At 62.6% G+C, this 21,101-nt stretch carries 28 protein-coding genes; 2 read left to right on the forward strand and 26 right to left on the reverse strand.

The window, feature by feature from the left end:
- Window positions 1-5 precede the first annotated feature (5 nt).
- Genes IN820_RS18125 through IN820_RS18135 form a run of 3 tightly spaced genes read right to left on the reverse strand, consistent with a single transcriptional unit; the run spans window position 6 to window position 2,654 of the window.
- Complete coding sequence (locus tag IN820_RS18125; RefSeq protein ID WP_193682317.1) at window positions 6-551, reverse strand: MotA/TolQ/ExbB proton channel family protein; 546 nt, start codon at window positions 549-551, stop codon at window positions 6-8.
- Window positions 544-1,890 carry a MotA/TolQ/ExbB proton channel family protein gene (locus IN820_RS18130; protein WP_193682318.1) on the reverse strand — a complete coding sequence of 449 codons (1,347 nt, stop codon included), beginning with the start codon at window positions 1,888-1,890 and terminating at the stop codon, window positions 544-546. The genes IN820_RS18125 and IN820_RS18130 overlap by 8 nt, the downstream gene beginning before the upstream one ends.
- The gene (locus IN820_RS18135) at window positions 1,887-2,654 is read right to left on the reverse strand and encodes a DUF3450 domain-containing protein (RefSeq protein ID WP_193682319.1); all 768 of its coding nucleotides are present in this window, start codon (window positions 2,652-2,654) and stop codon (window positions 1,887-1,889) included. Before IN820_RS18135 ends, IN820_RS18130 begins: the two co-directional genes overlap by 4 nt.
- A 185-nt stretch (window positions 2,655-2,839) precedes the next feature.
- On the opposite strand from IN820_RS18135, the gene IN820_RS18140 reads away from it, so the two are divergent.
- Window positions 2,840-3,523 (forward strand): OmpW/AlkL family protein, encoded by a 684-nt coding sequence (locus IN820_RS18140; RefSeq protein ID WP_193682320.1) that lies wholly within the window; start codon window positions 2,840-2,842, stop codon window positions 3,521-3,523.
- Window positions 3,524-3,596: 73 nt separating this feature from the next.
- Here IN820_RS18140 and IN820_RS18145 read toward each other — a convergent pair whose 3' ends face one another.
- The 4 genes from IN820_RS18145 to IN820_RS18160 form a co-directional block, all read right to left on the reverse strand.
- Window positions 3,597-4,526, reverse strand: a complete 930-nt coding sequence (locus tag IN820_RS18145; RefSeq protein WP_193682321.1) for an NAD-dependent epimerase/dehydratase family protein — start codon at window positions 4,524-4,526, stop codon at window positions 3,597-3,599.
- On the reverse strand, window positions 4,519-5,403 hold the full coding sequence (locus IN820_RS18150; protein WP_193682322.1) for a sugar nucleotide-binding protein: 885 nt from the start codon (window positions 5,401-5,403) through the stop codon (window positions 4,519-4,521). Before IN820_RS18150 ends, IN820_RS18145 begins: the two co-directional genes overlap by 8 nt.
- Before the next feature lie 10 nt (window positions 5,404-5,413).
- On the reverse strand, window positions 5,414-5,905 hold the full coding sequence (locus IN820_RS18155) for a single-stranded DNA-binding protein (RefSeq protein WP_193682323.1): 492 nt from the start codon (window positions 5,903-5,905) through the stop codon (window positions 5,414-5,416).
- Between the two features lie 154 nt (window positions 5,906-6,059).
- On the reverse strand, window positions 6,060-7,427 hold the full coding sequence (locus IN820_RS18160; protein WP_193682324.1) for an MFS transporter: 1,368 nt from the start codon (window positions 7,425-7,427) through the stop codon (window positions 6,060-6,062).
- Window positions 7,428-7,558: 131 nt separating this feature from the next.
- Here IN820_RS18160 and uvrA point away from each other — a divergent pair, with 131 nt between their 5' ends.
- Window positions 7,559-10,405, forward strand: coding sequence for an excinuclease ABC subunit UvrA (uvrA, locus tag IN820_RS18165; RefSeq protein WP_193682325.1), 2,847 nt, complete (start codon window positions 7,559-7,561; stop codon window positions 10,403-10,405).
- Between the two features lie 115 nt (window positions 10,406-10,520).
- Here uvrA and IN820_RS18170 read toward each other — a convergent pair whose 3' ends face one another.
- The 19 genes from IN820_RS18170 to rpsQ form a co-directional block, all read right to left on the reverse strand.
- Entirely contained in the window at window positions 10,521-11,981 is a 1,461-nt protein-coding gene (locus IN820_RS18170) for a catalase (RefSeq protein WP_193682326.1), read from the reverse strand.
- 185 nt (window positions 11,982-12,166) lie between these two features.
- Window positions 12,167-12,553, reverse strand: a complete 387-nt coding sequence (gene rplQ / locus IN820_RS18175) for a 50S ribosomal protein L17 (RefSeq protein WP_003304056.1) — start codon at window positions 12,551-12,553, stop codon at window positions 12,167-12,169.
- 45 nt (window positions 12,554-12,598) lie between these two features.
- Window positions 12,599-13,600: a DNA-directed RNA polymerase subunit alpha gene (locus IN820_RS18180; RefSeq protein WP_193682327.1), complete on the reverse strand. Its 1,002-nt coding sequence runs from the start codon at window positions 13,598-13,600 to the stop codon at window positions 12,599-12,601.
- A 22-nt stretch (window positions 13,601-13,622) separates the two neighbouring features.
- Window positions 13,623-14,243, reverse strand: coding sequence for a 30S ribosomal protein S4 (rpsD, locus tag IN820_RS18185; RefSeq protein ID WP_011911999.1), 621 nt, complete (start codon window positions 14,241-14,243; stop codon window positions 13,623-13,625).
- A gap of 17 nt (window positions 14,244-14,260) precedes the next feature.
- Window positions 14,261-14,650 (reverse strand): 30S ribosomal protein S11, encoded by a 390-nt coding sequence (gene rpsK, locus IN820_RS18190; protein WP_003281811.1) that lies wholly within the window; start codon window positions 14,648-14,650, stop codon window positions 14,261-14,263.
- Between the two features lie 18 nt (window positions 14,651-14,668).
- Window positions 14,669-15,025, reverse strand: coding sequence for a 30S ribosomal protein S13 (rpsM, locus tag IN820_RS18195; protein WP_058063743.1), 357 nt, complete (start codon window positions 15,023-15,025; stop codon window positions 14,669-14,671).
- Between the two features lie 129 nt (window positions 15,026-15,154).
- On the reverse strand, window positions 15,155-15,271 hold the full coding sequence (rpmJ, locus tag IN820_RS18200) for a 50S ribosomal protein L36 (RefSeq protein ID WP_003281814.1): 117 nt from the start codon (window positions 15,269-15,271) through the stop codon (window positions 15,155-15,157).
- Between the two features lie 29 nt (window positions 15,272-15,300).
- On the reverse strand, window positions 15,301-16,629 hold the full coding sequence (gene secY / locus IN820_RS18205) for a preprotein translocase subunit SecY (RefSeq protein ID WP_193682328.1): 1,329 nt from the start codon (window positions 16,627-16,629) through the stop codon (window positions 15,301-15,303).
- Window positions 16,630-17,064 carry a 50S ribosomal protein L15 gene (gene rplO, locus IN820_RS18210; protein ID WP_038663361.1) on the reverse strand — a complete coding sequence of 145 codons (435 nt, stop codon included), beginning with the start codon at window positions 17,062-17,064 and terminating at the stop codon, window positions 16,630-16,632. It lies immediately after the preceding gene.
- Between the two features lie 2 nt (window positions 17,065-17,066).
- Complete coding sequence (rpmD, locus tag IN820_RS18215; RefSeq protein ID WP_003289195.1) at window positions 17,067-17,249, reverse strand: 50S ribosomal protein L30; 183 nt, start codon at window positions 17,247-17,249, stop codon at window positions 17,067-17,069.
- Window positions 17,250-17,251: 2 nt separating this feature from the next.
- Complete coding sequence (rpsE, locus tag IN820_RS18220) at window positions 17,252-17,752, reverse strand: 30S ribosomal protein S5 (protein WP_037043288.1); 501 nt, start codon at window positions 17,750-17,752, stop codon at window positions 17,252-17,254.
- Window positions 17,753-17,755: 3 nt separating this feature from the next.
- A complete protein-coding gene (gene rplR, locus IN820_RS18225) occupies window positions 17,756-18,106 on the reverse strand; it encodes a 50S ribosomal protein L18 (RefSeq protein ID WP_037043286.1) in 351 nt (116 codons plus the stop codon).
- A gap of 10 nt (window positions 18,107-18,116) precedes the next feature.
- Window positions 18,117-18,650 (reverse strand): 50S ribosomal protein L6, encoded by a 534-nt coding sequence (rplF, locus tag IN820_RS18230; RefSeq protein ID WP_037043284.1) that lies wholly within the window; start codon window positions 18,648-18,650, stop codon window positions 18,117-18,119.
- A gap of 12 nt (window positions 18,651-18,662) precedes the next feature.
- Window positions 18,663-19,055 (reverse strand): 30S ribosomal protein S8, encoded by a 393-nt coding sequence (rpsH, locus tag IN820_RS18235; protein ID WP_003289202.1) that lies wholly within the window; start codon window positions 19,053-19,055, stop codon window positions 18,663-18,665.
- A gap of 184 nt (window positions 19,056-19,239) precedes the next feature.
- The gene (gene rpsN, locus IN820_RS18240; protein ID WP_193682329.1) at window positions 19,240-19,545 is read right to left on the reverse strand and encodes a 30S ribosomal protein S14; all 306 of its coding nucleotides are present in this window, start codon (window positions 19,543-19,545) and stop codon (window positions 19,240-19,242) included.
- A 12-nt stretch (window positions 19,546-19,557) separates the two neighbouring features.
- Window positions 19,558-20,097: a 50S ribosomal protein L5 gene (gene rplE / locus IN820_RS18245; protein WP_011911991.1), complete on the reverse strand. Its 540-nt coding sequence runs from the start codon at window positions 20,095-20,097 to the stop codon at window positions 19,558-19,560.
- A 19-nt stretch (window positions 20,098-20,116) separates the two neighbouring features.
- Window positions 20,117-20,431 carry a 50S ribosomal protein L24 gene (gene rplX / locus IN820_RS18250; RefSeq protein WP_193682330.1) on the reverse strand — a complete coding sequence of 105 codons (315 nt, stop codon included), beginning with the start codon at window positions 20,429-20,431 and terminating at the stop codon, window positions 20,117-20,119.
- A gap of 11 nt (window positions 20,432-20,442) precedes the next feature.
- Complete coding sequence (gene rplN, locus IN820_RS18255) at window positions 20,443-20,811, reverse strand: 50S ribosomal protein L14 (protein ID WP_003281831.1); 369 nt, start codon at window positions 20,809-20,811, stop codon at window positions 20,443-20,445.
- A 23-nt stretch (window positions 20,812-20,834) separates the two neighbouring features.
- Window positions 20,835-21,101: a 30S ribosomal protein S17 gene (gene rpsQ / locus IN820_RS18260; RefSeq protein ID WP_003293030.1), complete on the reverse strand. Its 267-nt coding sequence runs from the start codon at window positions 21,099-21,101 to the stop codon at window positions 20,835-20,837.

Genomic DNA, 21,101 nt, shown 5'->3' on the forward strand with positions numbered 1-21,101 from the left:
AATCCTCAGTCGTGACGCAGCTGGTCGGCCAGCCGGTCGAGAGACTGGCGCGCGATCCGCTCGAGGCGCGCCAGGCTGAACAGTCCTGTAATGGCCAGCACCATGCCGGCCATGGTCGGCAGGGTCGCCTGCCAGACCCCCGCGGCCATGCCACGGGGATTGCCGGTACCACTGAGCGCCAGCACGTCGAATACCGCGATCATGCCGCTGACCGTGCCGAGCAGCCCGAGCAGCGGATACATCGCCACCAGCGTCTTGCTCAAGCGCAGCGGACCGGACAACTGCTGCTGCGCCTGTGCCAGCCAGGCAGCGCGCACCGCGCGCTGCCAACTGCCGGGCTCGTCGCCCAGTTGCGCCCAAGCCTGCCGACGCGCCTCGACCCAGTGCGGGAAGACCCGGCGCATGAACCACAGGCGCTCGAAGACCAGCGTCCAATACAGCACGCAGAGCCCGGCCAACGCCCACATCACCACCCCGCCAGCAGCCATGAAGTCGAGCAGTGCATAAGCGCTGTCGACCAGGCTCAGCCAGTGGGCGCGCAGGTCAGTCACGGCGCGGCGTCCCCGAGAGGTGCAGGGCGATCAGGCCCGCACTCTGCTGTTCCAGCAACTGGATCAGCGCCTTGCTGCGACTGGCCAACAGGCTGTGCAGGAACAACAGCGGAATCGCCACCACCAGGCCCAGCACCGTGGTCACCAGCGCCTGGGAAATGCCGTCGGCCATCAGCCGCGAATCACCGCCACCGCTCTGGGTAATGGCCTGGAAGGTGATGATCATCCCGGTCACGGTGCCCAGCAGGCCCAGCAGCGGCGCCACGGCGGCGAGCAGCTTGAGCAACGGCTGGCCGCGCTCGAGCGGCGGGGTTTCCTGGAGAATCGCCTCATCGAGCTTGAGTTCCAGGGTCTCCAGGTCGGACAGCTGCGGCTTGGGACCCAGCACGCCGATGATGCGCCCGAGCGGGTTGTCGTCTCGCGGATGATTGAGTTCGCGCATCTGGCTGCCCATCTGGCGCCCGATACCGCTCAGGTAGACCATGCGCCAGATCGCCAGCAACAGGCCGGCGGCACCGAGCACCAGGATCACCCACCCAACCAGGCCGCCCTGCTGGACACGGTCCCACAGGTCCGGCTGGCGCTGCAGCTGAGCCAGCAAGGTGCCCCGGCTGGGATCGACCGGCAGCGTCGCCAGCGCGTCGTTGCTGTTCAGATAATCCTCGACCAGCCCTTGGCCGGCGGGCTGGCGTGCAGGCACCAGCAGCTCGCCGGCATCGGCGTCGTAACGCAGGAAGGCATCGTCGGTGAACGCCGAGAAGCTGCCCACACGCAATACCGGCATCTCGCTGCGATGCCCATCAGCCCCTACCACCGGAAGCTCGAGTCGCTCGACCCGACCACTGGCAGCCAGGTCTTCGAGCAGCGTCATCCAGAAGCCATCCAGGTCTTCGGCGGACGGCAGCGCACGGCTTTCCGCCAGGCTGCGCAATTGCTGCAGGCGCTCGGGGTACTGCGCGTTGAGCAGGCTGTCCTGCCACTGCCCGGCGATGTCGCCAGCGCTCTGGCGCACCACGCCGAACAGCTCGCCGAGATGGCCGACCCGCTGGGCCAGCAGCTTCTCCTGCTCGGCCAGCTCCGCCTCCTGGCGATCGAACTGAGCCTTCAGCCGCTCGGCCTCGGCCTTCTGTTCGTTCAGCGCGGCGCGGGCGCGGGCCAGCAGTTGCGCCTGCTCGCTGCGATCGCGAACGAAGGCCTGCTCGCGGGCCTGCATGGCACTGGCTTCGGAAGCCCGATCGCTGCGGATGCGTTCGAGCAGTTGATCGGGGGTCAGTGGTTCGGCAGCACTGATCGCAACGGGCAGCAGGGCGACGATAAACAAGCAAAGCAGACGACTCATTGCACGGCCTCCTTGGCCAGGGGCAAATGGAGGTAGGCCGGCGCCTGCTGCTGACGCGCGATGGCAATGGCCTGGGTCAGCGGCCGGCGGGCGCCGCCATCGAGCACTTGCCAGCTGCGCGTTTGCGGATTCCACCAGCCGCTCTCATGGGCATCGAGGGTCTGGTAATAGAGCATCACCCGGCCCAGGCGCAGGAACTCGACGCTACGCGAGCCGCCTTCGATCGGCAGTTCGCCGCGCCAGGCTTCCAGGGTACGTCCGTAGTCGCTTTCGATCTGGTAGGCCTCGAGGATGCGCCGGTATTTCTCGGCCAGGCTGACGTCGGCGCGAGGCAGCAGATCCTGCAGGCCGGCCAGACGGTCGGCGCGCTCATCCGGAAGGAACGGCAGATCGGCGGCGATGAACTCACCCAGCACCTCGACCATCTGCCCCATCTGCGGAGTCACGGCCTCCTGGGTGCGCTCGATGCCGTCCAACTGCCGCTGGAAGCCTTCAAGCTCCTTGCGCTGCGCCGCGGTGAGCGCCTGCAGCTGGTTGTTGTAGGCCTTCAGCGCCTCGGCCTGCTGCAGCGCATTGCGGTATTCGTTGAGCATCTCTCGGGTGGCGTCATCGAGCTGGTCGATCCGCGCTTGCGAAGCTTTCGCCTCTGCAGCCAGACGCTCGCTCTCGTCCAGCGCGGCATCCAGCGGGGCGGCCGACAGCGATGCAGCGTAAAGGCACGGCAGCACGGCAGCCGCCAGCAGGCGAGGGATGAAGGAAGGCATTTGAAAGATCCTTGCAGACGGGCGTTAACTCAAAAGAGAAACATTATCATCTGTGAATTGACGCAAAGCAAGCAGGGCAATACGTCGCAGCGTAGCCAGTGGCTTTCATTGAGCTGGATCAAAAACCCCCTACCCCCACCCCCTACCATTGCCCCCAGTCGCATCCCAACAAACGGAGCATCATCATGCGCAAGACCCTGTTCACCGCTTCCGCGCTGGCCCTGGCGCTGGCCGCACCCTTCGCCCAGGCTTTCGAGGCCGGGGACATCATCGTCCGCGCTGGTGCGGTTACCGTTGATCCGCGTGAGGATAGCGGCAGCCTCAAGTTTGATGGCGCCCGCGCTGGCGGCACTGGCGCCACTCTGGACAGCGACACTCAGTTGGGTCTGAACTTCGCCTATATGCTGACTAACAAAGTTGGTATTGAACTGCTGGCAGCCACTCCGTTCAGCCACGAGGTTGGAGTGAAAGGCTTGGGCGCAGGCCTGGATGGAAAACTCGCCGACATCAAGCATTTGCCGCCGACGCTGAGCGTTATCTACTATCCGCTGGATAGCCAATCGGCCTTTCAGCCCTATGTAGGACTGGGCATCAACTACACCACGTTCTTCCAAGAAGATCTGACCAGTACCCGAAAAGGGCAGGGCTTCAGCAACTTAGAACTTGACGATTCGTTCGGCCTTGCGGCCCAGATTGGCCTGGACTATATGCTGACCGACAGCCTGATGTTCAACGCCCAGGTCCGCTATATCGACATTAACACCGAGGCCACGGTCGACGGCCCAACTGCACTCACTATCGGAAAAACAAAAGTCGACGTAGACGTAGACCCATTCGTCTATATGGTCGGTCTCGGCTACAAGTTCTGACGAAACCGGCAATCGCCGAATCGCAGACAAGAGAAAGGCGCCGATCGGCGCCTTTCCTGTTTCCGGGAACCGCTCATAGCCCCAGCAGCTTCGCCAACCCCTCGCGCATGCCCGTCGGCGGTTCCGGCAGACGATAGCGCTGCAGCAGCCGCGCATTATTCGCCCGCGAGTGGCGGATATCCCCCGGCCGTGGAGCCTGATAGCTCACCGGCGGCAACCCGCCCAGCACATCGCCGATCGCCTCGAGCAATTGATTCAAGGTCGCTGCCCGGTTCAAGCCGACGTTCACCGCCCCCTCCTGCGCCCCAGGCGATTCCAGCGCCTGCACCAGCACCTCGACGAGATCGCCGACATAGACGAAATCGCGGGTCTGCTCGCCATCACCGAACACGGCGATCGGCAGGCCTTTCTGCGCCCGCTCAGTGAAGATGCTGATCACCCCGGAATACGGCGACGAGGGGTCCTGGCGCGGCCCGAAGATATTGAAGAAGCGGAAGACCACCGGCTCCAGCCCGTGCTGGCGGCGATAGAAACCCAGGTAGTGCTCGCTGGCCAGCTTGTCCGCCGCATAAGGGGTCAGCGGCGCCTTCGGCGTGTCCTCGTCGATGGCCTGGCCTTCGCCGTTGTTGCCATAGACCGCCGCACTCGAGGCGAACAGCACCCGACGCACGCCAGCCTCGCGCATCGCCTCGCACAGGTTCAGCGTGCCGATCAGGTTGCTCTGATGGGTGCCGAACGGATCGTCCACCGACGCCTGCACCGAAGCCACCGCAGCCAGATGGACGACCGCCCGGCAGCCGCTCACGGCTTGCCGCACGCAGTCGGCGTCGGCGACGTCACCCACGATCAGCTCGACGCGTGCATCCGCCGGCAGGTTGTCGCGCTTACCCGTGGAGAGGTTGTCCAGCACCCGAACCGAGTAGCCACGCGCGAGCAACGCATCGACCAGGTTGGAGCCAATGAAGCCGGCACCGCCGGTTACCAGGATCGGGCACTCAGCCATGACGGTAATAGCGCTCCAGCAGGCTCGGCAGACCGGTGCGCCAGGCACGCGGCTTGATGCCGAAGGTGGTGAAAATCTTCTTGCAGGCGAGCACGCCATGCTGTGGCTCGTCGGCCGCATCCGAACACTCGGCGTGGGCGACCGGCGTCAGGGTGGCGGTCGCCACGTCGCGATACTTGCTCGCCTCGGCGAGAAGCGCCTGGCCGACCAACAGAGGCGTGGAGGCTTCATGCCCGCCATAGTGATAGGTGCCCCACAGCGGCGCCTGGCAGTCCAGTTGCTTGAGTACGGCGAGAATCACCCGCGCCGCATCGTCCACCGGCGTCGGGTTGCCGCGACGGTCGTCGGCCAGGAGGATCGGTTCGCTCTGCTCGAGTCGTTGCAGCACCCGGCCCAGCACGCCGTCGCTGCTGTCGTCGAGCAGCCAGCCGAAGCGCAGCAGCACATGCCGCGGACAGAGCGCACGCACGCTCTGCTCGAAGCGCCACAGCGCCCGGCCGCGGGCGTCCAGCGGCGCCACCTCGTCCTTCTCGCTGTAGGCGGTGGTCCGCGCGCCATCGAAGACGCGATAGCTCGAGGGCTGCAACAGCACGAAATCGTGGTGCTGGCAGAGTTCGCCCAGGCGCTCGACGGCCCGCTCCTGGGCCGCGAGCGCCGCCTCGTTGACCTGCCCGCTCTGGAACCAGTCGTAGTAATACGCGAGATTGATCACGACATCCGGACGGTTGTCGTCGAGTAGCTGGGTCAGGCTGGGGGCGTCCCAGCCTTGCGCGGGCGGACGCGGCGCGAGGAAGCCGATGTCTTCCTCGGCACCGAGGCGGATAAGCGCCTGCCCCAGGGCATTACCGCCGCCCAACAGCATCAGGCGCATTCGCATTCAGAGAACTCTAGAAGGGGATGTCGTCGTCGAAGCTGTCATAGTCCGGTGCCGGCTGCTGCCGTGGCGCGGGCTGCTGCGGCTGGGCCTGTTGACGCGGCGCCTGCTGCGGCTCGCGTTGCGGGCGCGGTTGACGCGGAGCGTCGTCGGCGCTGCCGCCGCGGCCACCCAGCAGCTGCATGGTGCCGTTCATGTCGACCACGATTTCGGTGGTGTAGCGCTTGACGCCGTCCTTTTCCCATTCGCGGGTCTGCAGGCGGCCTTCGATGTAGCACTGCGAACCCTTGCGCAGGTATTCGCCGGCGATTTCGGCGACCTTGCCGAACAGCACCACGCGGTGCCATTCGGTGCGTTCCTGCAACTGGCCGGTCTGCTTGTCCTTCCAGCTGTCGGTGGTGGCCAGCGTGATGTTGGTCACCGCATTGCCATTGGGCATGTAGCGGGTTTCCGGGTCGCCGCCGACATTGCCGATCAAGATGACTTTATTCACCCCTCTGGCCATGGGTAACTCCTTTGCTGAATCAATGATTTGAACGGGCTCGCGATGCGTAGATCCTGCTTGCAGGAACACCCGAAGACCGAGCATCTTACCTCAGCCGCCCCTGGCCGGCCAACCGGCGCACCTTCAAGTTGTGCCCGACCAGGCAATTGCAGGCTTAGGCCACCAGACGATCCAGCGCATCACGATCGAGCCGCTGCGTATCCACCTTGATATAGGCGGCCGCCTCTTCGGCAACGATCAGCACATCGCTGACGCCCGGCACCCCACGCAGGCGAGCCTCGAGCTCGGCATTCGCCAGGGCGCCGGCGGAAAGCGGCAGGCGCAGGCTGGTGACGTAAGGCGGTTCGCGCATGCTGTAGGCGACGCACAGCCATAGCGCGCAGAGCGCAGCACAGCCGATGAACACCAGCGCCAGCCCACCCTGCTGGTAGAGCAGCCCACCGAGCACGCCGCCCAGGCCGGCACCGAGGAACTGGCTGGTGGAGTAGACCCCCATCGCGGTGCCCTTGCCACCGGCCGGCGCCACCTTGCTGATCAGCGAGGGCAGCGAGGCTTCCAGCAGGTTGAAGGCGATGAAGAAGGCGACCATGCCGACCACCAGCATCCACAAGCCGTTGCCGAGCAGCCAGAAGAACAGCTCGCACAGCAGCAGCGCAGCGACCGCGCCCAGCAGCACCCGGCGCATCTGCCGTTTCTTCTCGCCATAGATGATGAACGGAATCATGCCGAAGAAGCCGATCATCAGCGCCGTGAGATAGACCCACCAGTGCTCGTCCTTGGGCAGCGCACCCTGCTCCACCAGCGCCAGTGGCAGAGCGACGAAGCTGGCCATGAGGATCGCGTGCAGCGCCAGGATGCTGAAGTCCAGGCGCAACAGGTCGGGATGGCGCAGCGTCAGGCCGAGCGCCTGCCGGGCGACACCGGACTCGCGATGGCGCACGTGCGCCTCGGCGCGCGGCAGCAGCGCGACGATGACGCCACCGAGCACCGCCATCGCCGCCGTCACCCAGAACAGCCCGGAAAGCCCGAACGCCCGGGTCAGCAGCGGCCCGACGATCATCGCCACGGCGAAGGAAAAGCCGATGCTCACGCCGATCAGGGCCATCGCCTTGGTCCGGTGCTGCTCACGCGTGAGATCCGAGAGCAACGCCATCACCGCTGCGGAAATCGCTCCGGCACCCTGCAGGATGCGCCCGGCGATCACGCCCCAGATACTGTCGGACATGGCCGCCAGCACCGCCCCGGCGGCGAAGATCAGCAAGCCGAAATAGATGATCGGCAAGCGGCCGATACGATCGGAAAGAATGCCGAAGGGAATTTGCAGCAGCGCCTGGGTCAAACCATAGGCACCAATGGCAAGGCCGATCAGCGTGGGCGTGGCACCCTCGAGATCCATGCCGTAGGTCGCCAACACCGGCAAAACCATGAACATGCCGAGCATGCGAAACGCGAAAACCAGGGCCAGCCCGGAGGCTGCACGTGCTTCGCTGGCGCTCATGCGCTCGCTGTAGGGGTCCTGCATGGAGGGTCTCGCTTGTATGAACCGGCGGCGATTCTAGCAGCCATCACCTGCTCGGCACAGGCGCGCGCTTTTGCCGCGACCACCACCGCGGCCGTATACTTTCGGGTTTCCGCCCGCCATGCGAGGCTGTTTTGGACAAGATTCTGATTCGTGGTGCCCGCACCCACAACCTGAAGAACATCGACCTCACCCTGCCGCGCGACAAGCTGATCGTCATCACCGGTCTGTCCGGCTCCGGCAAGTCCTCGCTGGCATTCGACACGCTCTATGCCGAGGGCCAGCGCCGTTACGTCGAATCCCTCTCGGCCTATGCCCGACAGTTCCTGTCGATGATGGAAAAGCCCGACGTCGACACCATCGAGGGACTCTCCCCGGCGATCTCCATCGAGCAGAAATCCACGTCGCACAACCCGCGCTCCACCGTCGGCACCATCACCGAGATCTACGACTATCTGCGCCTGCTCTATGCGCGGGTCGGCACGCCGCGCTGCCCGGACCACGACGCGCCGCTGGAGGCGCAGACGGTCAGCCAGATGGTCGACCAGGTCCTGACGCTGCCCGAAGGCCGCAAGCTGATGCTGCTGGCGCCGGTCATCCGCGAGCGCAAGGGCGAGCACCTGGCGGTATTCGACGAGCTGCGCGCCCAGGGTTTCGTCCGCGCGCGGGTCAACGGCAAGCTCTTCGAACTGGACGAACTGCCCAAGCTGGACAAGCAGAAGAAGCATTCCATCGACGTGGTCGTGGACCGCTTCAAGGTCCGCGGCGACCTGCAGCAGCGCCTGGCCGAATCCTTCGAGACCGCGCTCAAGCTGGCCGACGGCATCGCCCTGGTCGCCTCCATGGAAGAGGACGACGACAGCGAGGAGATGATCTTCTCGGCGCGCTTCGCCTGCCCGATCTGCGGCCATTCGATCAGCGAACTGGAACCCAAGCTGTTCTCCTTCAACAACCCGGCCGGCGCCTGCCCGACCTGCGACGGCCTGGGCGTGAAGCAGTTCTTCGACGCCAAGCGCCTGGTCAACGGCGAGCTGACCCTCGCCGAAGGCGCCATACGCGGCTGGGACCGGCGCAACGTCTATTACTTCCAGATGCTCGGCTCGCTGGCCTCGCACTATGGCTTCAGCCTGGACGAGCCGTTCGACGCGCTGGCGGCGGACCATCAGAAGTTCATCCTGCGCGGCAGCGGCCGGGAAAGCGTCGAGTTCCGCTATCTCAACGACCGTGGCGACATCGTCAAACGCTCGCACCCCTTCGAGGGCATCATCCCCAACCTCGAGCGCCGCTATCGCGAAACCGAATCCAACTCGGTGCGCGAAGAGCTGGCCAAGTACCTCAGCACCCAGCCCTGCCCGGAATGCCGCGGCACGCGCCTGCGCCGCGAGGCGCGCCACGTCTGGGTCGGCGACAAGACGCTGCCGGCGGTCACCGGGCTGCCCATCGGCGATGCCACCGAATACTTCGGCGGCCTGTCGCTGAGCGGGCGCCGCGGCGAGATCGCCGACAAGATCCTCAAGGAAATCCGCGAACGCCTGCAGTTCCTGGTCAATGTCGGCCTCGATTACCTGACCCTGGACCGCAGCGCCGACACCCTCTCCGGCGGCGAGGCCCAGCGCATCCGCCTGGCCAGCCAGATCGGCGCTGGCCTGGTCGGCGTGATGTACATCCTCGACGAGCCCTCGATCGGCCTGCACCAGCGCGACAACGAACGACTGCTCGGCACCCTGCGCCATCTGCGCGACATCGGCAACACGGTGATCGTCGTCGAGCACGACGAGGACGCCATCCGCCTCGCCGACTACGTGGTGGACATCGGCCCCGGCGCGGGCGTGCACGGCGGCCGCATCGTCGCCGAGGGCAGCCCCGACGAGGTGATGGCGCATCCGGACTCGCTGACCGGCAAGTACCTGTCCGGCCGCGTGAAGATCAACTATCCGCCGCAGCGCACCCGCCGCGATCCGAAGAAACTGCTCAAACTCAAGGGCGCACGCGGCAACAACCTGCGCAACGTCGATCTGGAGATCCCGGTGGGCCTGCTCACCTGCATCACCGGCGTATCCGGTTCGGGCAAGTCGACGCTGATCAACAATACACTGTTCCCGATCACCGCCACGGCGCTGAACGGCGCCACCACGCTGGAAGTGGCGCCCCACGACTCGTTCGACGGACTGCAACACCTGGACAAGGTGGTCGACATCGACCAGAGCCCGATCGGCCGCACACCGCGCTCCAACCCGGCGACCTACACCGGGCTGTTCACGCCGATCCGCGAGCTGTTCTCCGGCGTGCCGGAAGCGCGTTCGCGCGGCTACGGTCCGGGGCGCTTCTCCTTCAACGTCAAGGGCGGGCGCTGCGAGGCCTGCCAGGGCGATGGCGTGATCAAGGTGGAGATGCATTTCCTGCCGGACATCTACGTGCCCTGCGACGTGTGCAAGGGCAAGCGCTACAACCGCGAAACCCTCGAAGTGAAGTACAAGGGCAAGAGCATCACCGAAGTGCTCGACATGACCATCGAGGAAGCGCGGGAATTCTTCGACCCGGTGCCGGCGGTTGCACGCAAGCTGCAGACACTGATGGACGTCGGCCTGTCGTACATCAAGCTGGGGCAGAGTGCGACCACCCTGTCCGGCGGCGAGGCGCAACGGGTCAAGCTGTCGCGCGAGCTGTCCAAGCGCGACACTGGCAAGACCCTCTACATTCTCGACGAGCCGACCACCGGCCTGCACTTCGCCGACATCCAGCAACTGCTCGACGTGCTGCATCGCCTGCGTGATCACGGCAATACGGTGGTGGTCATCGAGCACAATCTGGACGTGATCAAGACCGCCGACTGGCTGGTCGATCTCGGCCCGGAAGGTGGCTCCAAGGGCGGCCAGATCATCGCCAGCGGAACCCCGGAAGAAGTGGCGGCGATGCCCCAGTCGCATACCGGGCATTTCCTCAAGCCACTGCTGGAGCGCGACGCCCACCCCGGCGACTGACACTGCACCCGGCATCCTGAAACGAAAAGCCCGCAGCATGCTGCGGGCTTTTCGTGACCTGCCATCCCTGGCGGTTACCCGCCGGACCGCCGCTGAGCGACGTTTGGGGGCTGGATCAGGCCAGCGCGTCTTCCACCGGAATTTCCAGGGCCTTGGCGATACCGCTGCCGTAGGCTGGATCGGCCAGGTAGCAGTGCTTGATGTGGCGCAGCTTGATGTGGCGCTCCACACCCGTCATGGCCCTGGCGGTGTTCTCGAACAGGCGCTGCTGCTCGTCGGCCTTCATCAGGCGGAACAGGTTACCGGGCTGGGTGAAGTAGTCGGCATCGTCCGCACGGTAATCGTAGCGATCGGCCGCGCCTTCCAGCGCCAGCGGCGGCTCGCTGAAGTCCGGCTGCTCGCGCCACTCGCCATAGGTGTTCGGCTCGTAGTGCAGCCGACCGCCGTGGTTGCCATCCACGCGCATGGCGCCGTCGCGGTGATAGCTGTGTACCGGGCAACGCGGTGCATTCACCGGAATCTGGTGGTGGTTCACCCCGAGGCGGTAGCGCTGCGCATCACCGTAGGAGAACAGCCGCCCCTGCAGCATGCGGTCCGGCGAGAAGCTGATGCCGGGCACCACGTTGGCGGGCGTGAATGCGGCCTGCTCGACATCCTGGAAGTAGTTGTCCGGGTTGCGATTCAGCTCGTAGTAGCCGACCTCGATCAGCGGGTAGTCGGCATGCGGCCAGACCTTGGTCAGGTCGAACGGATGGTACGCCACCTTGGCCGCATCGGCTTCCGGCATGATCTGCACGTACATCGTCCAGCGCGGGTACTCGCCCCGTTCGATCGCCTCGAACAGATCGCGCTGCGAGCTTTCGCGGTCATTCGCGACGATCGCCGCCGCTTCGGCGTCGGTCAGGTTCTTGATGCCCTGCTGGGTGCGGAAATGGAACTTGACCCAGTAGCGCTCGTTCGCCGGACTGATGAAGCTGTAGGTGTGCGAGCCGAAGCCGTGCATATGCCGGTAGGAAGCCGGGATGCCGCGGTCGCCCATGACGTAGGTGATCTGGTGCAGCGCTTCGGGCAACCCAGTCCAGAAGTCCCAGTTGTTGTTGGCGCTGCGCATGTTGGTGCGCGGGTCGCGCTTGACCGCGTGGTTGAGGTCGGGGAACTTCAGCGGATCGCGGAAGAAGAATACCGGCGTGTTGTTGCCGACCATGTCCCAGTTGCCTTCCTCGGTGTAGAACTTCAGGGCATAACCGCGGATGTCACGCTCGGCATCGGCGGCACCACGCTCGCCGGCCACGGTGGAGAACCGGGCGAACAGCGGGGTGCGCTTGCCGATCTCGGAAAACAGCTTGGCCTTGGTGTAGCGGGTGATGTCGTGGGTCACGACGAATTCGCCGAAGGCGCCAGAGCCCTTGGCGTGCATGCGGCGCTCCGGGATGACCTCGCGATCGAAATGCGCCAGCTTCTCCAGGAACCACACGTCCTGCAGCAACATCGGGCCACGCCGGCCCGCAGTCATCGAATTCTGATTTTCGGATACCGGCGCACCGGCAACGGTGGTGAGCTTGGGCTTGTCAGTCATGGCTGAATCTCCTTGGCGTTCAACGAATCCAGGGGGTGTTCGGTAGGCACCGGCTGGTTGAGTGCCATCATAGGAACCAAGCGCAACGTCGGCTAATGATGAAGGTCAACGCTTTCGATAGAGCAAATCTTTCAGGCATAAAAAAACCGAGCCCTGAGGCTCGGTTTTCTTCAACAGCGCCGAATTTACTCGGCGGCTTCCACCTCACCGGTGACCGGACGGTCGACCAGCTCGACGTAAGCCATCGGGGCGTTGTCACCAGCACGGAAACCGCACTTGAGGATACGCAGGTAACCGCCCTGACGGGTGGCGTAGCGCTTGCCCAGGTCGTTGAACAGCTTGCCTACGGCAGCTTTCGAACGAGTGCGGTCGAAAGCCAGACGACGGTTGGCGACGCTGTCTTCCTTGGCCAGGGTGATCAGCGGCTCGGCGACGCGACGCAGTTCCTTGGCCTTGGGCAGGGTGGTCTTGATCAGTTCGTGCTCGAACAGCGACACCGCCATGTTCTGGAACATGGCCTTGCGGTGGGCGCTGGTGCGGCTCAGGTGACGGCCACTTTTACGATGACGCATGATTGAAATTCCTTACCAAACGTTCAGTTCGGTTACTGGGGACGATCAGGCCGTGGCCTTATCGTCCTTCTTGAGACTTGCCGGCGGCCAGTTGTCCAGGCGCATACCGAGGGACAAACCACGCGAAGCCAGAACGTCCTTGATTTCGGTCAGGGACTTCTTGCCCAGGTTCGGCGTTTTCAACAGCTCCACTTCGGTGCGCTGGATCAGATCACCGATGTAGTAGATGTTCTCCGCCTTCAGGCAGTTGGCCGAACGTACGGTCAGTTCCAGGTCATCAACCGGACGCAACAGGATCGGATCGATCTCGTCTTCCTGCTCGACAACCACCGGCTCGCTGTCGCCCTTCAGGTCGACGAACGCAGCCAGCTGCTGCTGCAGGATGGTCGCTGCACGACGGATCGCTTCTTCAGGATCCAGGGTGCCGTTGGTTTCCAGGTCGATGACCAGCTTGTCCAGGTTGGTACGCTGCTCGACACGGGCGTTCTCGACCACATAAGCCACGCGGCGAACCGGGCTGAAGGTGGCGTCGAGCTGCAGACGGCCGATGCTACGGCTTTCGTCCTCGTCGCTCTGACGCGCATCAGCAGGCTCGTAACCACGGCCGCGAGCGACCTTGAGCTTCATGTTGAGCGAGCCGTTAGCCGCCAGGTTGGCGATCAGGTGATCGCCATTGACGATTTCGACATCGTGATCCAGCTGGATATCGGCAGCGGTCACAGCGCCCGCGCCCTTCTTCACCAGGCTCAAGGTCACTTCATCACGGCCGTGCAGCTTGATGGCGATACCTTTGAGGTTGAGCAGGATTTCGATCACATCTTCCTGCACGCCCTCGATAGCGCTGTACTCGTGGAGCACACCGTCGATCTCGACCTCGACCACAGCGCAGCCGGGCATGGAGGACAACAGGATACGACGCAGCGCGTTGCCCAGGGTGTGGCCAAAACCACGCTCGAGGGGCTCGAGAGTGATCTTGGCACGGGTCGGACTGACCACCTGCACATCGATATGGCGGGGGGTCAGGAACTCATTTACCGAACTCTGCATGGATACACCTATTTTCTAGCCCTTACTTGGAGTAGAGCTCGACAATCAGGTTTTCGTTGATGTCGGCGGACAGATCGCTGCGAGCCGGAACATTCTTGAAAACACCGGATTTCTTGTCGGCATCTACTTCGACCCATTCGACGCGACCGCGCTGAGCGCACAGTTCGAGGGCTTGGGCGATACGCAGCTGGTTGCGGCACTTCTCACGAACGGCCACCACGTCACCGGCCTTGACCTGGTACGAGGGGATGTTCACGGTCTGACCGTTGACGGTGATCGACTTGTGGGACACCAGCTGACGGGATTCAGCACGGGTGGAACCGAAGCCCATGCGATACACGACGTTGTCGAGACGGCATTCGAGCAGCTGCAGCAGGTTCTCGCCGGTAGCGCCCTTGCGGCTGGCGGCTTCCTTGTAGTAACCGCTGAACTGACGCTCGAGCACGCCGTAGATACGGCGCACTTTCTGCTTTTCACGCAGCTGGGTGCCGTAGTCGGACAGACGACCGCGACGCTGGCCGTGAACACCCGGCGGGGTTTCGATGTTGCACTTGGATTCGAGCGCGCGCGCACCACTCTTCAGGAAGAGATCGGTGCCTTCACGGCGAGACAGTTTGCACTTGGGACCAATATAACGAGCCATTCTTCACTGTCTCCTGATTACACGCGGCGCTTCTTCGGCGGACGGCACCCGTTGTGCGGGATCGGCGTCACGTCGGTGATGCTGGCGATTTTATAACCACATGCGTTCAATGCACGCACGGCGGACTCACGACCCGGACCCGGACCCTTGACGTTGACGTCGAGGTTCTTCAGGCCGTACTCCAGCGCAGCCTGGCCGGCGCGCTCTGCGGCGATCTGGGCAGCGAACGGAGTGCTCTTGCGCGAGCCGCGGAAACCGGAACCCCCCGAGGTAGCCCAGGACAATGCGTTGCCCTGACGGTCGGTGATGGTCACGATGGTGTTGTTGAAAGACGCGTGGATGTGGGCGATGCCATCAACCACTGTCTTTTTGACTTTCTTACGAGGACGAGCAGCAGGTTTTGCCATGACTAAATTCCTACGCGATTACTTGCGGATCGGCTTGCGCGGGCCCTTACGGGTACGTGCGTTGGTCTTGGTACGCTGACCGCGAACCGGCAGACCACGACGATGACGCAGGCCGCGGTAGCAACCCAGGTCCATCAAGCGCTTGATTTTCATGTTGATTTCGCGACGCAGGTCGCCTTCAACGATGAACTTGCCGACTTCGCCGCGCAGCAGTTCGACCTGCTCGTCGGAAAGATCCTTGATCTTTGCTGCCGGATTCACGCCGGTAGCGGCACAGATTTCCTGTGCACGGGTGCGACCAACACCGTAGATGTAGGTCAGCGAGATAACAGTGTGCTTGTTATCCGGAATGTTGACGCCTGCAATACGGGCCATTCAGTGAAACTCCAGTTGACAGCTACCTACGCCCCGGAAGCCAAGAAAAGGGCGCGAGATATTAACGCTGTAAAAACAAATATTCAACCCGGCAGCGCACTAGCTGCCGGGTTCTAACGCCTTACACAATCAGCCTTGGCGCTGCTTGTGACGCGGTTCCGCGCTACAGATCACGCGCACGACACCGTCGCGACGGATGATCTTGCAGTTACGGCACAGCTTTTTCACCGATGCACGAACTTTCATCACCAACTCCTAGAACCTTACGAACCACCTCAGCGGAGCATTCCGCTGCCATAGCCCTTCAGGTTGGCTTTCTTCATCAGGGAATCGTACTGGTGCGACATGAGGTGTGATTGCACTTGCGACATGAAGTCCATCACAACCACCACCACGATCAGCAACGAGGTCCCACCAAGGTAGAACGGCACATTGGCTGCGACCACAAGGAACTGGGGCAGCAGGCAGACAGCCGTCATGTACAGGGCACCGAACATGGTCAAGCGGGTCAGAACACCATCGATATAGCGCGCCGACTGCTCACCAGGACGAATCCCCGGGATAAATGCACCAGACTTCTTCAGATTCTCCGCGACATCCTTGGGATTGAACATCAATGCCGTATAGAAGAAGCAGAAGAAAATGATCCCGGCGCTGAACAGCAGGATATTCAAAGGCTGGCCAGGGGCGATCGCCTGAGAGATATCGGCCAGCCAGCCCATGCTCTCGGACTGACCGAACCACTGCCCCAGCGAAGCCGGGAACAGCAGGATACTGCTGGCGAAGATGGCCGGGATGACCCCCGCCATGTTCACTTTCAACGGCAGATGGCTGGTCTGCGCAGCGAAGACCTTGCGACCCTGCTGGCGCTTGGCGTAGTGCACCGCGATGCGGCGCTGGCCACGCTCGATGAAGACCACGAAACCGATGATCGCAACAGCCAGCAGACCTACCGCGAGCAAGGCGATGATGTTGATATCGCCCTGACGAGCCGACTCGAAGGACTGGCCGAGGGCGCCCGGCAGACCGGCGACGATACCGGCGAAGATCAGCATCGAGATACCGTTGCCGACCCCCCGCTCGGTGATCTGCTCGCCAAGCCACATCATGAACATGGCACCCGCCACGAAGGTGGTGATGGCCACGAAGTAGAAGCCGAAATCGCTGCTGAACGCGACACCCTGCCCCGCCAGCCCGACCGACATCCCGACGGCCTGGACGATCGCCAGCACCAGCGTACCGTAACGCGTGTACTGACTGATCTTCCGTCGACCGGCCTCGCCCTCTTTCTTCAACTGCTCCAACTGCGGACTGACAGCGGTCATGAGCTGCATGATGATCGACGCCGAGATGTACGGCATGATCCCCAATGCAAAGATGCTCATGCGCTCCAGCGCACCACCGGAAAACATGTTGAACAAGCTAAGGATGGTCCCTTCGTTCTGACGGAACAGCTCGGCCAGCCGGTCGGGATTGATCCCGGGCACCGGGATGTGTGCGCCAATCCGGTAGACGATGATCGCCATGAACAGAAAGCGCAGACGAGCCCAGAGTTCGGACAGCCCACCATTACTCAGCGCGGAGAGAGCACCTTGCTTAGCCATTTATTCCTCGAACTTGCCGCCAGCTGCTTCGATAGCCGCACGCGCACCCTTGGTGGCTGCGATACCCTTGAGAGTAACCGCACGACCAACCTCGCCGGACAGCATGACTTTCACACGCTGAACGTTCTGGTTGATGATGTTGGCGTCTTTCAGGCTCTGCACCGTCACAACATCACCTTCCACCTTGGCCAGCTCGGAAGTGCGCACTTCTGCGCGATCCATGGCCTTCAGGGAGACGAAGCCGAATTTCGGCAGGCGACGATGCAACGGCTGCTGACCGCCTTCGAACCCGGGCGCGATCTTGCCGCCGGAGCGGGAGGTCTGGCCCTTGTGGCCACGGCCACCGGTTTTGCCGAGGCCGCTGCCGATACCACGGCCCGGACGCAGCTTCTCGCGACGGGCACCCGGCGCGGAACGTAGATCGTTCAATTGCATGATTAACCCTCCACACGGAGAAGGTAATAGGCCTTGTTGATCATGCCGCGATTCTCAGGAGTGTCCTGAACTTCGACGGTGTGACCGATACGACGCAGGCCGAGACCCTTGACGCAAGCCTTGTGGTTAGCCAGACGGCCGTTCACGCTCTTGACCAGCGTGACTTTGACAGTAGCGTTAGCCATGGTTAGAGAATCTCCTCGACGCTCTTGCCACGCTTGGCGGCGACCGACTCGGGCGACTGCATGGCCTTCAGACCCTTGAACGTGGCATGTACCACGTTGACCGGGTTGGTGGAGCCATAGCACTTGGCCAGAACGTTCTGCACGCCAGCGACTTCCAGGATGGCGCGCATCGCGCCACCGGCGATCACACCGGTACCCTCGGAGGCAGGCTGCATGTAGATCTTGGAAGCGCCGTGCGCGGCCTTGGTCGGGTACTGCAGCGTGGTGCCGTTCAGGTCGACCTGGATCATGTTGCGGCGAGCCGCCTCCATGGCCTTCTGGATGGCAGCCGGCACTTCGCGGGACTTGCCACGACCGAAACCGACGCGCCCCTTGCCGTCACCCACCACGGTCAGCGCGGTGAAGGTGAAGATACGACCACCTTTTACAGTCTTTGCGACGCGGTTAACTTGAACCAGCTTCTCGATGTAGCCTTCGTCGCGCTTTTGCTCGTTATTTGCCATAACTTAGAACTCCAGCCCGCCTTCACGAGCAGCATCAGCCAGTGCCTTCACACGACCGTGGTACTTGAAGCCAGAACGGTCGAACGCCACCTGAGTGACACCTGCGGCTTTCGCACGCTCAGCGACCAGCTGACCGACTTTCTTGGCAGCTTCGACGTTGCCGGTGGCCCCATCGCGCAATTCTTTGTCCAGAGTCGAGGCGCTGGCCAGGACCTTGCCGCCGTCGGCCGAAAGGACCTGGGCGTAGATGTGCTGGGAAGAGCGGTACACACAAAGGCGTACGGTTTCCAGCTCGCGCATCTTCAGGCGTGCCTTGCGAGCGCGACGCAGACGAGTTTCTTTCTTTACGCTCATTTGCTATGCCCTACTTCTTCTTAGCTTCTTTGCGACGGACTACTTCATCCGAGTAACGTACGCCCTTGCCTTTGTAAGGCTCCGGACGACGGAAGTCGCGGATTTCAGCAGCCACCTGACCGACCAGTTGCTTGTCGACACCCTTGATCAGGATATCGGTCTGGCTGGGGGTTTCAGCGGTAACGCCTTGCGGCAGTTCGTAATCCACCGGATGCGAGAAGCCGAGAGCCAGGGACAGCACTTGACCTTTGGCTTGCGCCTTGTAACCGACGCCGACCAGCTGGAGCTTGCGCTCGAAGCCCTGGCTGACACCGATGACCATGTTGTTGACCAGCGCACGCGTGGTGCCGGCCATGGCGCGAGTCTGCTGGTCGCCATTGCGACCGGCGAAACGCAGCTCGCCCGAGTCCTGGATGACTTCCACGGACGGATGGACGTTCAGTTCGAGAGCACCCTTGGCACCCTTCACCGAAAGCTGCTGGCCGGACATCTTGACTTCGACGCCAGCGGGCAGCTTGACGGGGTTCTTAGCAACGCGAGACATGCTTATCCCCCCTTAGAACACAGTGCAGAGCACTTCGCCGCCAACACCGGCAGCACGAGCAGCACGATCAGTCATCACACCCTTGTTGGTGGAAACGATCGACACGCCCAGGCCGCCACGTACTTTCGGCAACTGGTCAACGGACTTGTACTGGCGCAGACCAGGACGACTCACGCGCTTGAGCTCCTCGATGACCGGACGACCTTCGAAGTATTTCAGCTCGATGGACAGCTGCGGCTTGGCGTCGCTGCTGACCTGGTATCCCGCGATATAGCCTTCGCCCTGAAGAACGTTGGCTACAGCCACCTTCAGAGTGGAAGACGGCATGCTTACGACGGACTTCTCGGCCATCTGGGCATTACGGATACGAGTTAGCATGTCCGCTAACGGGTCCTGCATACTCATGGGCTCTTAGCTCCTAATACGAATAAATAAGCCTTTGTACGGCTCGTGTCGCCAATGTGCGAGCAAGCACGAAAATGCAAGGCTCAGGCGAGCCGGACATTCTAGAGACACACCAGAAACGAATCAAGCCCCCGAAGGGGCTTGTTCGAAAAACAAACAGGGCGCGAGCACCCCGTCCGTCTTGTTACCAGCTGGCCTTGACCAGACCCGGCACGTCGCCGCGCATGGCGGCCTGGCGCAGCATGTTGCGCGCCAGACCGAACTTGCGGTACACGCCGTGCGGACGACCGGTCAGGCGGCAGCGGTTGCGCAGGCGCGAGGCGCTGGCGTCACGCGGCTGCTTCTGCAGGGCGACCTGAGCCTCCCAACGCTGCTCCGCAGTGGAGTCGGGGCTGACGATGACAGCCTTCAGCGCCGCACGCTTCTGCGCGTACTTGGCAACCGTGCGCTGACGCTTCAGCTCGCGGTTCTTCATGCTTTGTTTAGCCATGTCCTACTCCAATCAGTTGCGGAACGGGAAGTTGAAGGCGCGCAGCAGTGCACGACCCTCATCGTCCGTCCGGGCAGTGGTGGTCAGGGTGATGTCCAGGCCACGCAGAGCATCGATCTTGTCGTAGTCGATCTCCGGGAAGATGATCTGCTCTTTCACGCCCATGCTGTAGTTGCCACGACCATCGAAGGACTTGGCATTCAGGCCGCGGAAGTCACGCACGCGCGGCAGGGAGATGGAAAGCAGACGATCCAGGAACTCGTACATACGGTCACTGCGCAGGGTCACCTTGACGCCGATCGGCCAGCCTTCGCGGACCTTGAAGCCGGCGATGGACTTGCGAGCGTGAGTCACGACGACCTTCTGGCCGGTGATCTTTTCCAGATCGGCCACCGCGTTGTCGATGATCTTCTTGTCACCGATCGCTTCGCCGATACCCATGTTGAGGGTGATCTTGGTAATGCGCGGAACTTCCATCACGTTCTTCAGCTGAAGTTCTTCCTTCAGCTTGGGCGCGATTTCCTTCCGATAAACTTCTTTTAGTCGTGCCATGGTTATCTACCTAGCAGTCTCAAGCGTCAACCGGCTTCTGGGTCGACTTGAAGACACGAATTTTCTTGCCGTCCTCAACCTTGAAGCCAACGCGGTCTGCCTTGTTGGTTTCACCGTTGAAAATGGCGACGTTAGAGACGTGCAGAGGCGCCTCCTTCTCGACGATACCGCCCTGAACGCCGGACATCGGGTTCGGCTTGGTATGACGCTTGACCAGGTTGACCCCGCCAACGACCAGACGGTCGTCAGCGAGAACCTTGAGCACCTTACCGCGCTTGCCTTTGTCTTTGCCGGCGATGACGATGATCTCGTCGTTGCGACGAATCTTTTGCATGCGGCTACTCCTTACAGCACTTCAGGGGCGAGCGAGACGATCTTCATGAACTTCTCGGTACGAAGCTCACGCGTCACCGGCCCAAAGATACGGGTGCCGATAGGCTCCTGCTTGTTGTTCAGCAGAACAGCAGCATTGCCATCGAAGCGGATGATGGAACCATCGGGACGACGAACGCCATGGCGGGTACGGACGACGACAGCAGTCATCACCTGGCCTTTCTTGACCTTGCCACGCGGAATCGCTTCCTTGACGGTAACCTTGATAATGTCGCCGATGCCGGCGTAACGGCGGTGAGAACCGCCGAGCACCTTGATACACATGACGCGACGAGCGCCACTGTTATCCGCCACATCGAGCATGGATTGAGTCTGAATCATATAATTTCTCCGACCCCTAGCCCTTAGACTTCGACGGCGCGTTCAACGACGTCAACCAGCATCCAGGACTTGGTCTTGGCCAGCGGACGAGTCTCGCGGATGGTGACCTTGTCGCCGATACGGCACTGGTTGGTTTCGTCGTGGGCGTGCAGTTTGGTCGAACGCTTCACGTATTTGCCGTAGATCGGGTGCTTGACGCGACGCTCGATCAGAACGGTGATGGTCTTGTCCATCTTGTCGCTGACGACGCGGCCGGTCAGCGTGCGGACGGTTTTCTGAGCTTCAGCCAT

This window comes from Pseudomonas lopnurensis, from assembly GCF_015070855.1.
GTDB classification, from domain to species: domain Bacteria; phylum Pseudomonadota; class Gammaproteobacteria; order Pseudomonadales; family Pseudomonadaceae; genus Stutzerimonas; species Stutzerimonas lopnurensis.

Excerpts from the sequence above, each read along its gene's own strand:
- IN820_RS18130 (WP_193682318.1), bottom strand. The coding sequence starts at position 1,890 with ATGAGTCGTCTGCTTTGCTTGTTTATCGTCGCCCTGCTGCCCGTTGCG.
- IN820_RS18135 (WP_193682319.1), bottom strand. The coding sequence starts at position 2,654 with ATGCCTTCCTTCATCCCTCGCCTGCTGGCGGCTGCCGTGCTGCCGTGC.
- IN820_RS18140 (WP_193682320.1), top strand. The coding sequence starts at position 2,840 with ATGCGCAAGACCCTGTTCACCGCTTCCGCGCTGGCCCTGGCGCTGGCC.
- IN820_RS18145 (WP_193682321.1), bottom strand. The coding sequence starts at position 4,526 with ATGGCTGAGTGCCCGATCCTGGTAACCGGCGGTGCCGGCTTCATTGGC.
- IN820_RS18150 (WP_193682322.1), bottom strand. The coding sequence starts at position 5,403 with ATGCGAATGCGCCTGATGCTGTTGGGCGGCGGTAATGCCCTGGGGCAG.
- IN820_RS18155 (WP_193682323.1), bottom strand. The coding sequence starts at position 5,905 with ATGGCCAGAGGGGTGAATAAAGTCATCTTGATCGGCAATGTCGGCGGC.
- IN820_RS18160 (WP_193682324.1), bottom strand. The coding sequence starts at position 7,427 with ATGCAGGACCCCTACAGCGAGCGCATGAGCGCCAGCGAAGCACGTGCA.
- IN820_RS18170 (WP_193682326.1), bottom strand. The coding sequence starts at position 11,981 with ATGACTGACAAGCCCAAGCTCACCACCGTTGCCGGTGCGCCGGTATCC.
- rplQ (WP_003304056.1), bottom strand. The coding sequence starts at position 12,553 with ATGCGTCATCGTAAAAGTGGCCGTCACCTGAGCCGCACCAGCGCCCAC.
- IN820_RS18180 (WP_193682327.1), bottom strand. The coding sequence starts at position 13,600 with ATGCAGAGTTCGGTAAATGAGTTCCTGACCCCCCGCCATATCGATGTG.
- rpsD (WP_011911999.1), bottom strand. The coding sequence starts at position 14,243 with ATGGCTCGTTATATTGGTCCCAAGTGCAAACTGTCTCGCCGTGAAGGC.
- rpsK (WP_003281811.1), bottom strand. The coding sequence starts at position 14,650 with ATGGCAAAACCTGCTGCTCGTCCTCGTAAGAAAGTCAAAAAGACAGTG.
- rpsM (WP_058063743.1), bottom strand. The coding sequence starts at position 15,025 with ATGGCCCGTATTGCAGGCGTCAACATTCCGGATAACAAGCACACTGTT.
- rpmJ (WP_003281814.1), bottom strand. The coding sequence starts at position 15,271 with ATGAAAGTTCGTGCATCGGTGAAAAAGCTGTGCCGTAACTGCAAGATC.
- secY (WP_193682328.1), bottom strand. The coding sequence starts at position 16,629 with ATGGCTAAGCAAGGTGCTCTCTCCGCGCTGAGTAATGGTGGGCTGTCC.
- rplO (WP_038663361.1), bottom strand. The coding sequence starts at position 17,064 with ATGCAATTGAACGATCTACGTTCCGCGCCGGGTGCCCGTCGCGAGAAG.
- rpmD (WP_003289195.1), bottom strand. The coding sequence starts at position 17,249 with ATGGCTAACGCTACTGTCAAAGTCACGCTGGTCAAGAGCGTGAACGGC.
- rpsE (WP_037043288.1), bottom strand. The coding sequence starts at position 17,752 with ATGGCAAATAACGAGCAAAAGCGCGACGAAGGCTACATCGAGAAGCTG.
- rplR (WP_037043286.1), bottom strand. The coding sequence starts at position 18,106 with ATGAGCGTAAAGAAAGAAACTCGTCTGCGTCGCGCTCGCAAGGCACGC.
- rplF (WP_037043284.1), bottom strand. The coding sequence starts at position 18,650 with ATGTCTCGCGTTGCTAAGAACCCCGTCAAGCTGCCCGCTGGCGTCGAA.
- rpsH (WP_003289202.1), bottom strand. The coding sequence starts at position 19,055 with ATGAGTATGCAGGACCCGTTAGCGGACATGCTAACTCGTATCCGTAAT.
- rpsN (WP_193682329.1), bottom strand. The coding sequence starts at position 19,545 with ATGGCTAAACAAAGCATGAAGAACCGCGAGCTGAAGCGTCAGCGCACG.
- rplE (WP_011911991.1), bottom strand. The coding sequence starts at position 20,097 with ATGGCACGACTAAAAGAAGTTTATCGGAAGGAAATCGCGCCCAAGCTG.
- rplX (WP_193682330.1), bottom strand. The coding sequence starts at position 20,431 with ATGCAAAAGATTCGTCGCAACGACGAGATCATCGTCATCGCCGGCAAA.
- rplN (WP_003281831.1), bottom strand. The coding sequence starts at position 20,811 with ATGATTCAGACTCAATCCATGCTCGATGTGGCGGATAACAGTGGCGCT.
- rpsQ (WP_003293030.1), bottom strand. The coding sequence starts at position 21,101 with ATGGCTGAAGCTCAGAAAACCGTCCGCACGCTGACCGGCCGCGTCGTC.